This is a genomic window from Xanthomonas sp. GW (assembly GCF_014236815.1).
Lineage (GTDB): Bacteria > Pseudomonadota > Gammaproteobacteria > Xanthomonadales > Xanthomonadaceae > Xanthomonas_A.
Genome location: NZ_CP051189.1, coordinates 2,596,922 through 2,610,061 on the forward strand (window position 1 = coordinate 2,596,922; position 13,140 = coordinate 2,610,061).

Genomic DNA, 13,140 nt, shown 5'->3' on the forward strand with positions numbered 1-13,140 from the left:
TTCTATGTGGCGGGTCAGAAGGTGTAGGTCACGGCGCCGATGGCGCTGGCGAAGGCGCGGCGCTGCACGATCGGGCTGCCGTCGGCGTTGTCGACATAGCGCGTGCCGGCGATGGTCAGCGAGGTGCTCCAGTGCTTGGACAGCGCATGGTCCCAGTTGGCGGCGACCGAATAGGCGTACAGCCCGGAGCCGGCGCGGTAGGCGGCAAACCCGCTGCGTGCGCTCTGCGCATCGGTGACCCCGAAATAGGCCTGGTTGTAGCGGCGATCGCCCCAGTGCGCGTCCAGGTTCATGGTCAGCGTGTCGCGGTCGTTCTGCAGCAGGGTGAACTTGGCGCCGGCGCGATAGTTGTTGCGGCGCGCACCGTCCTTCAAGGCGAACTCGGCTTCGGCGTCCAGCATCAGATACGAGGTGAACTGCTGCGCGATCATGCTGCGGCTGGTGATCGACCCGGGCACGTCGCCCATGCCGGCCAGGGCCCTGGAACCCGGGCGCCAGCTGCTGTTGCGGTCCAGCCGGCCCAGGTCGTAGCCGAACGACTGGCTGACGTAGAAGCCGCCATCGCTCTGGAATTGCGCGCCGAGGCCACGCACGCTGTCGAAGAACAGCAGGCCGCTCTGGGCCGCGATCACCGGGGCGAATTGCACGCGGTCGTCCCTGGAGCCGAAGTAGCGCGGCGCCGCCATTGCGGCGGCGCCGATGCTGAGTTCGGTCTGGTGGCCGAACAGGCGGAAGCCGGAGGCGTCCGCATCGGCGGCGTTGGCCACCAGCGGCGATACGGCGCAGGCCAGGAGCGGGAGCAAGGCGATGGTTTTCATGAGCGGTCTCTTCGACGTGGGGATCAGGAGGCGTGCGGCAGTTGCACGCCATAGAACGCGCGGAACAGCGCGATGCGGTTGAGGATCAGCTCCTGGCGGGCCTGCAGGTGATCCAGTGCGGCCTGCTCGGCGGCGATGCGTTCGCCAAGTAGCGCGGGGCGATCCTGCAGGCCCTGCGCGACGCGCCGGTCCATGCGTTGGATGCGTTGCCGTTCGCGCTCACTGTTGGCCCGCTCGCGCTGTTCGCGTTGCTGCAGGGCCGGGCCGGCGTCGAGCGCATCGGCCACCTCGCGGAACGCGGATTCGATCGCCTTCTCGTAGTCGGCGACGCCGGCCTGCTTGCGCAGCTGCGCGATGTCCAGGTTGGCGCGGTTGCGGCCGAAGTCGAAGATCGGCATGGTCAGTTGCGGAACGAAACTCCAGCTGCGGCTGCCGGCGGCGAACAGGCCGCTGAGCACGTCGCTGGCGGTTCCCAGCGAGGTGCTGAGCTTGATCGACGGGAAGAACGCGGCACGCGCGGCGCCGATGTCGGCATTGCGCGCGCGCAACTCGGCTTCGGCCTGCTGGATGTCCGGACGCTGCAGCAACACCGCCGAGTCCAGATCGCGCAGCGCCATGGTGCCTGCGTCGGCCGGCAGCAATTCCTCGATATTGCCGGTGCTGGCTGGCGCATCGTAGCCGGCGACCAGTTGCAGGGCGCGGCGCGCGGCGGCGTGGTCGCTGGCCGCCTGCAGGGTACGGACCCGGGCCTGGTCGGTCTGATGGCGTTGGCGGTCGAGCGCGTCGGTGGAGATCAGACCGACATCGTGCTGGTCGTCGGCGAATGCCAACAGCGCGCCGCTGTCGTCGGCGATGGCCTGGAAACGCGCCTGCGCCTGAGCGGCGGCGCGTTCCAGCGTATAGGTCCGCAACACCTCGGCGACCAGCGCGCCGCGTGCGGCCTGCTGGCCGGCGCTGGACGCCAGATAGCGCTGCTGCGCGGCAGCGGACAAGGAGGCCAGCTTGCCGAACAGATCAAACTCGAAATCGTCGATGCCGACCGCTGCGGTGACCAGCTTCTGCCCGTAGCGCTCCTGCTGCCGCGGATCGTCGTAGCTCTGCCGGGCCTGCTGCGCATCGATGCCGATCTGCGGCAACTGCTGTGCGCGCTCGATCCGGTACTGCGCGCGGGCCTGCTGCACTTGCAGGACGGTGTTGCGGAAATCCGGATTGTGCGCCAGCGCCTGCTGCAGCAGCGGCGCGAGGTCGTGGTCCGGCGAGAATTCGCGCAGGAACCGCTGTTCCTGCTCGGACAGCGCTACCGTGGGCGCCGCGCTCGCCTGCGGCAGCGGCGCCGCCGCTGCGCCGCCCAGCGTGCTCGGCACGGTGGCCTGCGGGCGCTCGTAGACCGGAGCCAGCGAGCAGCCGCCGAGCAGTGCGACCAGCGCGGCGACGAGGAGGCGAGGGCGGTACGGACGCTTGCCTGCGGACGATACAATCATGGGGGTCAGTCGGGGGTGGCCAATCTCGAGTGATAGAGTCGGCCGGCAAGTTCAAGCTGGCTTCTAGGAATCTTCAAGATTTCGTCAAGACGCGCGACAAGGGCGGCACAGGGCATGAGCTCCAAGAAGATTCTTGTCGTCGAGGACGACGCCGACAGCGCCAGCATCCTCGAGGCCTATCTGCGCCGCGACGGATTCGACGTCGCCATCGCCAGCGACGGCGCGCGCGCGATCCAGCTGCACGCGCAGTGGAAACCGGACCTGGTGCTGCTGGACGTGATGCTGCCCAAGCTGAGCGGGACCGAGGTGCTGTCGACGATCCGCCGCAGCAGCGACACGCCGGTGATCATGGTGACCGCGATGGGTGACGAGCCGGAAAAGCTCGGCGCGCTGCGCTACGGTGCCGACGACTACGTGGTCAAACCCTACAGCCCGAAGGAAGTGGTCGCGCGCGTGTACGCGGTGCTGCGCCGCGCCGGGCCGGCCAGGGCGAGCGAGGAGCCGCTGAAGTACGAGCGGCTCACCGTCGACACCAACGCGGTGATGGCCACGGTGCAGGACGCCGACGGCAACGACGTGCCGCTGGATCTGACCCCGACCGAATTCAACATCCTGGCCACCTTGCTGAAGACGCCGTTCAAGGCCTATACGCGCAGCGAGCTGCTGGAAATCTGCCTGCCGGAAAGCGACGCGCTGGAGCGGGTGGTGGACGCCCACGTGCACAACCTGCGCAGGAAACTGGAAGGCGAGCGCATCACCGATGTGCTGGTGACGGTGCGCGCGATCGGCTACCGCTTCCGATGAAATGGCAGTGGCCATTCGCGCGGCGTCACGCGCACGCGCCGCTGTGGCAATGGGTTGGCCTGCGCATGAGTGCGTTGGCGGTGGTCACGGTGCTGGTGATCGCATTCGGCATGTGGCTGCGTTTTGCGATCTGGGATATCGCCACCCTGTACAAGCTGCCGCCGGCGGCGCGACAGGAGATGCTGGCGCTGCGCGAGGACCCGCACAGCAATGCACAGCGCCTGTGGCAACTGTTCGAGCGCTATTACGACGTCGCCGATTTCCTGCCGGGATTGGCCAATCGCGACTGGTTGTTGCTGGCGGCCTTGTTGATTGCCTCGATCCCGATCATCGTCGTGTGCGGACTGCTCGCGTCGCGACCCTTGTCGCGCCAGTTCTCCAATGTGGCGGAGGCGGCCAGGCGCATCAGCGAGGGCGACTTTTCCGCGCGCGCCAAGGTGATCCCCTCCGCGCCGGACGAACTGGCCAGCTTCGCGATGGACTTCAATGGCATGACCGCGCAGCTACAGCAATACGAGCGCGAGGTGCGCGATTCCAGCGCGATGCTGGCGCACGAACTGCGCACGCCGTTGAACGCGGCGATGGGCCGGGTGCAGGGCATGCTGGACCAGGTGTTCCCGTGCAGCGACGAGCAGCTGCAGATGGTCCATCGGCAACTGGAACAGATCAATCGCCTGGTCGGCGACCTGCATCTGTTGTCGATGGCGCGCGCCAATCAGCTGATGCTGGAGCCGCACACCTTCCCGATCGACGCGCTGATCCGCGAGCGCCTGGCCTGGCTGGCGCAGCCGCTGCAGGCTGCGCAGATGGAGGTGGAATTGCGCGTGCCGGGCGGCGTGTCGATCAGCGCCGACCGCGACCGCATCGGCCAGGTGCTGTCGGTGCTGATCGACAATGCGCTGCGCTATGCCGCGGCCGGCAAGCGTCTGCTGATCGAAGTGAACGCCGGGGCCAGCGAGGTGCTGATCTGCGTCAACGATCGCGGACCCGGCGTGGCGCCCGAACTGTTGTCGCGGATGGTCGATCGCTTCTGGCGCGCCGAGGATTCGCGTGCCCGGCACTCGGGCGGCAGCGGCCTGGGCCTGTCCATCGCCGCGGCGATCTGCCATGCCCACGGCGGCGCGCTGGAGTTCGGCAACCGCGAGGGCGGCGGCTTGTGCGCGCGGGTGCGGTTGCCGCGGGGGGCATAAATCGGACTCGGCAGCCGCGGACACCGCGGTCGGCATACCGTTCTGCAGCAGCCCTTGTCGGCGCCCCCTAACACTGTTAGATTTCGCCAACTAACAGCGTTAGGCCAGGCATGCGCAAGCCCCTCGGGCGCGAACAGATCGTCGACGCGGCCTTCCAGCTTCTGGACGCCGCCGGCATCGAAGGCGTGAGCCTGCGCAAGGTGGCCTGCCAGTTGGGCATCCGCGCGCCGTCGCTGTATTGGCACTTCAAGAGCAAGCAGGCGCTGAGCGATGCCATGGCCGATGCCTTGATCGAGGACGTGGCCCGCGACATCCCGGCCGGCCAACCCTGGCGGGCGACCCTGCGCCAGGTCGCGCATGAATTCCGGCGCGGGTTGAAGGCGCACCGCGATGGCGCGCGCGTCTATGCGGGCACCTATATCGCAAGCGAGAACGTGCTGCGCCTGGGCGAAGCGATGATCAAGGCATTGGCCGAGGCCGGCGCGCCGGTCGGCTTCGCCGCCACTGCGGCGATGGATCTGGCCTATTACGTCATGGGCTTCGTCATCGAGGAACAGGCAATGCCCGACTATCGCCAGCTCGAGGACGTGGGCAAGGCGTTCCTGGCGTTGTCCCAGGCGCGTTTTCCCTACTGCTGGCAGGCCAGGCATCTGATGACCGAGCCGGATTTCGATCGGCGCTTCGAGCAGGGCCTGGGATTGATGCTGGACGGCATCGAACACTGGCTGGCCCAGGCCGACACGCAACGCGCCCAGCAAGGGGCCCTGCCTGCCCAGGCGCGGACCGCCGCTGCGCCATGACCGCCATCGCGTCCCGCTTTCCCTCCCGCCAGCCATCGCCAGCGTCCACTCTTCCAGCGCCCGTTCACTGCGGGCTACAGGCGTCCTCCATGCGTATCCACATCCTGCGTTGTTCTTCCCTGATCCTGATCGGCGCGCTGCTGTCGGCCTGCGGCGGCGCGGACAAGAAACCCGATGCGGCGGGCACCGCGTCCGCGCTTGCGGTCACCGTGGCGGCCGCGCAGACGCAGACGCTGGCACGCACGGTGGTGGTGTCCGGCCCGGTCTCGGCCTACGAGGAAATGCAGCTCGGGGTCGAGCTCTCGGGCCAGCGGGTGACGGCGTTGAAGGTGGACGTGGGCGAATGGGTCAAGCAGGACCAGGTGCTGCTGGAACTGGACCACCGCACGCTCGACAGCGAACTGGCGCAGGCGGACGCCGCGCTGCACCAGGCGCAGACCGCGCAGGAGTTGGCGCGACTCAACTACGAACGCGGCGCGAAGCTGGCGGCCGAGCGGCTGGTCAGCGCCAGCAGCCTGGACGAATTGCGCGCCACGCGCGTGGACGCGGAGGCGCAGACCGCCACCGCCCGCGCCAGGCGCCAGGCGGCGCAGCTGCAGCGCGACTTCGCGCAACTGCGCGCGCCCGCCGACGGCGTGATCTCCAAGCGCCTGGTGCAGGCGGGGCAGGTGGTCGCGGCGGGCAACGAACTGCTGCGCTTGATTCGCGATGGCCGGCTGGAATGGCGCGCGGAACTGTCCGAGGAGCAGCTTGCCGGCGTGGCCGTCGGCAACAGCGTCGAACTGCCGTATGCCGGGCAGACCATCGCCGGCCGCATCCGCGCGGTCAGCCCGGGCGTCGATGCGCAGACGCGCACCGGCACGATCTATGCGGATCTGCCCGCGCCCGGCCCGCTCAAGCAGGGCATCTACGTGGAAGGACGCATCGTCACCGGCGATGGCCGGGCGCTGACCATTCCCAGCGCCGCGATCGTGCAGCGCGACGGGCACAGCTATGTGTTCACCGTGGATGCCAAGCAGCACGCGCAGCGCCGGCGCGTGCGCAGCGGCCAGACCGTGCAGGGGCGTACCGAGATCGTGGAAGGATTGAAGGAGGGCGACCGGGTGGTGGTGGACGGCGCCGGTTTCCTGGGCGAGGGCGACCGCGTGCGCGTGGTGGCCGCTGCGAAGGCGGCCGCCCGATGAACATCTCCGCCTGGGCGATCAACCGCCCGCTGCCTGCGATCCTGATCTTCTTCGTGCTGTGCGTGGCCGGCCTGTGGGGCTTCCACCAATTGCCGGTGGCGCGCTTCCCGGACATCGCCTTCCCGATGACCACGGTCACGGTCACCCAGCCGGGCGCCTCGCCCAGCCAGCTGGAGGCCGAGGTCACGCGCAAGATCGAGGATTCCGTGGCCACGGTGACGAACGTCAAGCGGGTGATGTCCACCGTCAGCGAAGGCGTCAGCACCACCACCATCGAATTCCAGCTCGAGGCCGACCTGGCCACCGCGCTGGATGACACGCGCGATGCGGTGACGCGCATCCGCACCGACCTGCCGCAGGACATCCAGGAGCCGGTGATCTCCAAGGTCGACATCGGCGGCTCGCTGATGACCTACGCATTGGTGGCGCCGCGAATGACGCCCGACGAAGCCAGCTGGTTCGTCGATCGCGAGATCTCGCGCGCCATGTACGGCGTACCCGGCGTGGCCCGAGTCACCCGCGTGGGCGGCGTGCAGCGCCAGGTGCGCGTGGACCTGGATCCCAACGCCTTGCTCGCCTTCGGCATCACCGCCGGCGACGTGTCCAAGCAGCTGGCGCAGATCCAGGTGGAGCGGGCAGGCGGCAAGGCCGAACTCGGTGGTGAGCAGCAGACCATCCGCACCCTGGGCACCGTGGGCGACGCGCAGGCCCTGCGCGATTTCTCGATCAGCCTGCCCGATGGGCGCGCGGCGCGCTTGTCCACGCTGGCGCGGATCACCGACGCCGCCGCCGATCCCGCCGAAGCCGCCTTGCTGGACGGGCGCGACGTGGTCGCCTTCTCGATGTCGCGCACCCGCGGCTCCAGCGAGATCAAGGTGGAGGCGGGCGTGCACAAGGCGCTGGACGAGATCAAGGCCGCGCATCCGGGAATCGATTTCCGCCTGGTCACCACCGCCATCGACGAGACCCACCGTTCCTACGAATCGTCGATGACCATGCTCTACGAGGGCGCCGCGCTGGCGCTGCTGGTGGTGTGGCTGTTCCTGCGCAACTGGCGCGCGACCTGGGTCTCCGCGCTGGCGCTGCCGCTGTCGATCATTCCCACCTTCGCGGTGATGCACCTGTTCGGTTTCACCCTGAACATGATCACCTTGCTGGCGCTGTCGGTGGTGGTCGGCATCCTGGTCGACGACGCCATCGTGGAAATCGAGAACATCGTGCGCCATCTGCGCATGGGCAAGCCGCCGTTGGAAGCAGCGCGCGACGCCGCCGGCGAGATCGGCAACGCGGTGATCGCCACCTCGCTGACCCTGGCCGCGGTGTTCGTGCCGGTGGCGTTCATGCCCGGCATCGCCGGCAAGTTCTTCCGCGAATTCGGCTGGACCGCGGCCACCGCGGTGCTGTTCTCGCTGCTGGTGGCGCGCCTGCTGACGCCGATGATGGCCGCCTACCTGCTCAAGCCGCACGGCGAAGAACAGGCCGATTCGCGGCTGATGCGCTGGTACCTGGGCTGGGTCGACGCGGCACTGCGCCATCGCGCGCGCACCTTGTGGATCGCCACCGGCCTGTTCGCCGCCTCGCTGGCGCTGGTGCCGCTGATCCCGGCGACCTTCATCCCGCAATCGGACCTGGGCCGCAGCAACTTGAACCTGGAATTGCCGCCCGGCACCCGGCTGCAGGAAACCGTCGCCGTGACCGAGCGCGCGCGCGCCTTGCTCAAGGACATTCCCGAACTCAAGCAGGTCTACACCGCGGTCGGCAGCGTGCTCGACCTCGGCGATCCGAACGCCACCGGCGTGGGCGAGGCGCGCAAGGCCACGCTGGTGCTGGACTGGGGCGTCGCCGACCACCGCGAGCGCGACCAGCGCGTGCTCGAGCGCGATGCGCGCGCGCGCCTGGCCGACATGCCCGGCGTGCGGGTGAGCTACGTGAGTTCGGAACCGGGCAACCTGTTGCAGCTGGTCCTGGCCGGCGACGACCCGCAGCACCTGCAGGACGCCGCCACCGCGCTGGAGCGCGACCTGCGCGGCATCGCCGGACTGGGCAGCGTCACCTCCACCGCGTCGCTGCTGCGGCCGGAGATCCAGATCGTCCCCGATCCCGCGCGGGCCGCGGACATGGGCGTAGCCACGGCCACCATCGCCGAGGCCGCGCGCATCGCCACCGCCGGCGACTACGAGCAGCGCCTGGCCAAGCTCAATCTGCCCGACCGCCAGGTCCCGATCCGGGTCGGCTTCGCCGAATCCACCCTCGCCAATCCGGCGCTGATCGGCCAGTTGCGCGTGCCGGGCCGCTACGGGCCGGTGCCGCTGGCCGCGGTGGCGGAGATCCGCATGGGCAGCGGCCCGTCGCAGATCTCGCGCTACCAGCGCCAGCGCAACGTCACCCTCACTGCCGAGCTCAACGGCCGGCCGCTGGGCGAGGTGATGGACCAGGTGCAGCAGCTGCCCAGCGTGAAGCAGTTGCCGCCGGGGGTGAGCTTCCTCAACACCGGCGACGCCGAAGTGTTCGTGGAGCTGTTCGTCGGCTTCATGCTGGCGATGGCCGCCGGCTTGGTCTGCATCTACATGGTGCTGTTGCTGCTGTTCAACCATGCGCTGATGCCGATCACCATTCTGGTGGCGGTGCCGCTGTGCGCCGGCGGCGCGTTCGGGGCCTTGCTGCTGACCCAGAACATGCTCTCGCTGCCGGCGCTGATCGGCTTGCTGATGCTGATCGGCATCGCCACCAAGAACTCGATCCTGCTGGTGGACTACGCGGTGATGGCCGAGGACGAGCACGGCATGAGCCAGCACGACGCGCTGATCGACGCCTGCCGCAAGCGCGCCCAGCCCATCGTCATGACCACGCTGGCGATGGGCGCGGGCATGATGCCGATCGCGCTGGGCTTCTCCGGCGATTCCAGCTTCCGCGCGCCGATGGCGATCGCGGTGATCGGCGGCCTGATCACGTCCACGCTGCTGAGCCTGATCGTGATCCCGGCCGCGTTCACCCTGGTCGATGACCTGGGCGAGTGGATGTCGCGGCGCTTCCGCCGCCGGTCGTCGCATTCGGCGGCCGGTTGAGCGCGGCGGCCCAGGTGCGCGCTACGTGCTCTCGTGTTCGCGTGGCCGCACAACGTCGGTGCGCGAAGCGGACTTCAACGGCGCCCCGATCGAAGCGGATTTGGCGGTAAAGTTGTGCCTGGCCGATGCAAGCGGCCAACCTGGATTTCCACGACCGGACAAACGCATTGACTGCAAAGCGCCCAGCCGGCCCAGCCGGCCCGACCGGCACGACCCCTTCACAGTGGCAGGCGATCGAGCGAGCCGCGGAAGAGGAACTGCAGCGCCGCACGCGCGAGGCGCATGCGGCGATCCTCGCATTGCTTCAGCGCCATGCCCAGGATTTCAGCCCGCGGCAGATTGCAGGGCTTCAGCGACGCTTGCGCAAAGGGCGCTGAGCGGCAGGAGCGGGCGCGCACATTGATTGGCGCGGAAGCATCGCGCCATGGATGGATCATCGGGTCAAAGCGGTGCATCTCGCGCTGCACCGCCGCCGTGACCCTTTGGCGCGGCATGGAGCTGGACAGCGCCTCAGCCGGTGTCCCGCTGCACGCGTGCCCGGTAAGATCGCACGTTGCTGCCGCTGATGTACCGGTCCTGCGTGCCCGTCACCGTCCCGACCTTGCTGTCCGAGCCGGTCACCGGCTTGGCCTCGACGCTCGTCTCCCGCTCGAAGGCGTGCGATTTGTCGGTGTTGCGGTAGTACCGGTACAGGGTCCAGTACAACGCGCTCGCGCCGGCCGGACCGGCCAGCAGCAACCAGAGTCCACTGTCGTCGCTCATGAGGTGGTCACCACGATCCAGAAGGCGATGGCTTCGATGACGCTGCCGGCGGTGAGCGCGGCCAGCAGCAGTTTCCACTGCTGCACCGGCACGCTGCCCATGGTTTCGCCGGTGCGGCCGTTCACCGCGATGTAGTGCAGCATGCCGCCGTTGCGGCCGGGCTGGTGGTACGAGTACAGCCACACCGGCAGGTACATCGACACCCAGCGTGTGCCATGGACCTCGAGCCGTTCGTGCTCCCAGCGCACGCCGCGGTCGTAGCGGTCGACGGAGTCCTCGACCTGGGCGCGGGCGATCGACAGCAACTGGTCCTCCAGCCGTGGACGCAGATGCTCGACGTCGCGGTTGCGCTTTTCCGAGGTGAAACCCGCCAAGTACGACGCGTTCCACTGCACCGCGTTCTTGGTGTCGAACGGCAGGATCGTGTTGATGATGTTGTTGGTGTTGGCCTGGGCGTCCAGGTTGCCGCGTTCGGAAGACGATTCCAGCGGCAGGTCGTCCACGGTGAAATCCACGTGCCGTTGCACCTGGTACACGTCGGCGTCGTAGTAGGTGGTCTTGTTCTTCTCGGTGCCGCGCGTGTATTCGCGGGTCATGATCTCGCCCTTGCCGGCCACGCTGGCGCTCACGTTGCCGTCGACGATCATGTAGGGCAGGTACACGCCGACCACGTTCTCGGGCGTGAACTGCTCCTTGAAGGCCTTCAGCGCGAACAGGCGCCGCTTGTCCACGAACTGGCGGATGCGTGCGACCGCATCCTCTTTCTTGATGTGGAAGGGCAGCACCGCGTCGGGCACCGCGCCGTTGGCGATCTGCTCGTTGACGCCGAACACGTGACGGCACCAGTGGCAGCGCGCGGTCATCGTGCTCTCGGTGTTGACCGTGACCTCGGCGCCGCAGCCGCTGCACTTGAAGCTCATCAGGCTGGCGGCGTCGGCGGCGATGTCGCGCGCGCCCGAGGCGATGACGGTGCCGCGCAGCTCGCCGATGCCGGCGCCGAAGCCGAAGACCTCCTCGACCCGCGCGCCATGCCATTCGTTGCGGCAGTATTGGCAGACCAGCAGGTCGGTGCCGAGCTTGGGGCGGATGTCGGTGGCGCCGCATTTCGGGCAGCGGTTGAGGCCGTCCTTCAGCTCGTTGGCAGCGGTGTCGATGGCGAGCGGATCGGGCGCCTGCAGTTCGTCGCGGATCGGCGCGGGCAGGGTGGCCGGATCGAGCGGAAAACTGCCGGGCAGGGGCGGCACGTCCTGCGGCGAGCCGGGCCCGGTCACGGCCGCCGCAGGCAAGGGCGGCGGCACCGGCGGCAACGGCGGTGGGGTTCTGGAGTCGGACATGATCGTGGCGTCCGGCGGCTTACAGACCCAGCGCCTTGGCCTTGGCCGCGTCGTAGTCGCTTTGGGTGATCAGGCCCAGGTCCAGCATCTCCTTGGCCTTCTTCAGCTTGGCGACCGCATCGTCGGCGGCCGGTGCGGCGGGCGCGACCGGCTGCTGCAGACTGCCCACGCCGCCGACCATGCCGGTGGCCATGCCGACCCCGACCAGGCCCGCGGCGCCGCCATGCTCGCCCGCCGACTGGATGCCCTGGGCGACGCTCGCCTGCAGGTTGGAGTTGCCGCGCGCGCCAGCCAGCGCATCGGCGCGCTGCACGGTCTTGAGCAGTTCCCGCGTATTGGCGTCGTACTCGATCGACACGATCGCGGTCTTGACGATGGCCAGGCCGCGCTCGGAGCGCCACTGGTACGCCTGCTCGACCGCATCGGACAGGCTCTTGGCGAAGCCGAGCGAATCCTGCTGCAGCTTGGTGATGCGGTTGCCCTTGCCAGGGTCGTTCGTGTACAGGCTGAAGGCCGGCGCCAGCGAACCGATCACCTCATTGAACAATTGGTTGGCGGCAGCGTTGTCGAGGTCGGTGAAGTCGAACACCTGGCCCGGCTGCAGATAGCGCGCCGGCACGAAGTTCTTCACGAACAGGATCGGATCGACGATCTTCAGCGTATACGCGCCGCGCGTCACCGCGCCGACCTGGGTGCCGAGGAAACCGTCGTCCCAGTAGATCTCGGACTGCGTGCCGAAGCGGTTGTCGGGCAGCTCCTTCAGCGACACGAAGAACGCGGCCTGCTGCGAACCCGGCTGGCCGCCGAACTTGAAGCGCTCCCAGCTCTGCCGGATGAGCGGCGCGACCAGGCCGTCGCCGGCGAAGATGGATTGCGAATTCGGATCGTCGGAGCGCCATTCGTAACCGCCCGGCTCGGCGACGAAGCCGGTGATCGCGCCGTCCTGGATCAGCAGCAGCCCGTAGCCCTCGGGCACGACGATCTTCGACCCGTTGCTGATGATGTTCGACGACGCGCCGGTGTTGGAGCCGCGCCCGGCATTGGTGCCGTGCGGCACCGCGGCGAACAGCGCCGCCGTTGCCGGCAGGCCGGCCGGCACGGTGTAGAAGTCCTTCCACTGATCGGCGAGAACGCCGCCGACTGCACCTGACACCGCCTGGACAAGACCCATGACAACTCCGTTTGATTCGTGGACGGGCACCATGCCCATCGTGCTGGCCGGACTATATCAGTAGCGGGCGACGGGCGAAGGCGGAGGGCGGTCTGGTCCTGGCGTGCCGCTGACCTTGTGCCGAAGCGGCCATCGCGGTACGCCGTATACCGAAAAACAAAGCCCCGCGGGAGCGGGACCTTGTTCGGGTGACGGGATTTCAAAGCGCGGACTGGTGCCGCGCCGGTAGCAGCCTTACGGCAGATTGCACTTGAGCTTGCCGTCCACGTAGTAGGGCTTGGGGACATCCGGGTTCTGGCTGGTCTTCTCGAACACCACCTCGAACGAGTCGAGATCCGGCGTGCCCTTGCGCGACGTGCAGGCGTCCTGCAGCTTCTGCTTCACCGCGGCGATGCCGGCGTCGCGATTGGCGCCATCGGCGCTGTTGGTCAGATTGACGACCTCGGCGGAGGCCAGCGGGCTCAGGCCGAGCAGGCAACCGGCGAACACGAGTACGTGCAGCTTCTTCATGGAGTCTCCTTTGCGATGTCG

Annotated in this window: 12 protein-coding genes; 5 read left to right on the forward strand and 7 right to left on the reverse strand. The window is 68.4% G+C overall.

Going from position 1 to position 13,140, the window contains the following annotated elements:
- Positions 1-14: 14 nt before the first annotated feature.
- Positions 15-818 (reverse strand): MipA/OmpV family protein, encoded by an 804-nt coding sequence (locus HEP73_RS11160; protein WP_185823212.1) that lies wholly within the window; start codon positions 816-818, stop codon positions 15-17.
- A 23-nt stretch (positions 819-841) separates the two neighbouring features.
- A complete protein-coding gene (locus tag HEP73_RS11165) occupies positions 842-2,299 on the reverse strand; it encodes an efflux transporter outer membrane subunit (RefSeq protein WP_185823213.1) in 1,458 nt (485 codons plus the stop codon).
- Between the two features lie 114 nt (positions 2,300-2,413).
- Here HEP73_RS11165 and HEP73_RS11170 point away from each other — a divergent pair, with 114 nt between their 5' ends.
- From HEP73_RS11170 to HEP73_RS11190, 5 genes are all read left to right on the forward strand, one after another.
- Positions 2,414-3,103, forward strand: a complete 690-nt coding sequence (locus tag HEP73_RS11170; protein WP_185823214.1) for a response regulator — start codon at positions 2,414-2,416, stop codon at positions 3,101-3,103.
- A complete protein-coding gene (locus HEP73_RS11175) occupies positions 3,100-4,293 on the forward strand; it encodes a sensor histidine kinase (protein ID WP_185823215.1) in 1,194 nt (397 codons plus the stop codon). The genes HEP73_RS11170 and HEP73_RS11175 overlap by 4 nt, the downstream gene beginning before the upstream one ends.
- A 110-nt stretch (positions 4,294-4,403) precedes the next feature.
- Complete coding sequence (locus HEP73_RS11180; protein ID WP_185823216.1) at positions 4,404-5,093, forward strand: TetR/AcrR family transcriptional regulator C-terminal domain-containing protein; 690 nt, start codon at positions 4,404-4,406, stop codon at positions 5,091-5,093.
- An 89-nt stretch (positions 5,094-5,182) separates the two neighbouring features.
- Positions 5,183-6,277, forward strand: a complete 1,095-nt coding sequence (locus tag HEP73_RS11185; protein ID WP_185823217.1) for an efflux RND transporter periplasmic adaptor subunit — start codon at positions 5,183-5,185, stop codon at positions 6,275-6,277.
- A complete protein-coding gene (locus HEP73_RS11190; protein ID WP_185816356.1) occupies positions 6,274-9,342 on the forward strand; it encodes an efflux RND transporter permease subunit in 3,069 nt (1,022 codons plus the stop codon). The genes HEP73_RS11185 and HEP73_RS11190 overlap by 4 nt, the downstream gene beginning before the upstream one ends.
- Before the next feature lie 218 nt (positions 9,343-9,560).
- Here the strand turns inward: HEP73_RS11190 and HEP73_RS11195 are convergent, their stop codons facing one another.
- The 5 genes from HEP73_RS11195 to HEP73_RS11215 all read right to left on the reverse strand — a co-directional run bounded on the left by HEP73_RS11195 (position 9,561) and on the right by HEP73_RS11215 (position 13,119).
- Positions 9,561-9,797, reverse strand: a complete 237-nt coding sequence (locus HEP73_RS11195) for a hypothetical protein (protein ID WP_185823218.1) — start codon at positions 9,795-9,797, stop codon at positions 9,561-9,563.
- 55 nt (positions 9,798-9,852) lie between these two features.
- Positions 9,853-10,104 (reverse strand): hypothetical protein, encoded by a 252-nt coding sequence (locus HEP73_RS11200; RefSeq protein ID WP_185823219.1) that lies wholly within the window; start codon positions 10,102-10,104, stop codon positions 9,853-9,855.
- Positions 10,101-11,438, reverse strand: a complete 1,338-nt coding sequence (locus tag HEP73_RS11205) for a TFIIB-type zinc ribbon-containing protein (RefSeq protein ID WP_185823220.1) — start codon at positions 11,436-11,438, stop codon at positions 10,101-10,103. The genes HEP73_RS11200 and HEP73_RS11205 overlap by 4 nt, the downstream gene beginning before the upstream one ends.
- A gap of 19 nt (positions 11,439-11,457) precedes the next feature.
- On the reverse strand, positions 11,458-12,609 hold the full coding sequence (locus tag HEP73_RS11210; protein ID WP_185823221.1) for an SPFH domain-containing protein: 1,152 nt from the start codon (positions 12,607-12,609) through the stop codon (positions 11,458-11,460).
- Positions 12,610-12,843: 234 nt separating this feature from the next.
- The gene (locus HEP73_RS11215) at positions 12,844-13,119 is read right to left on the reverse strand and encodes a hypothetical protein (RefSeq protein ID WP_185823222.1); all 276 of its coding nucleotides are present in this window, start codon (positions 13,117-13,119) and stop codon (positions 12,844-12,846) included.
- Positions 13,120-13,140: the final 21 nt, after the last annotated feature.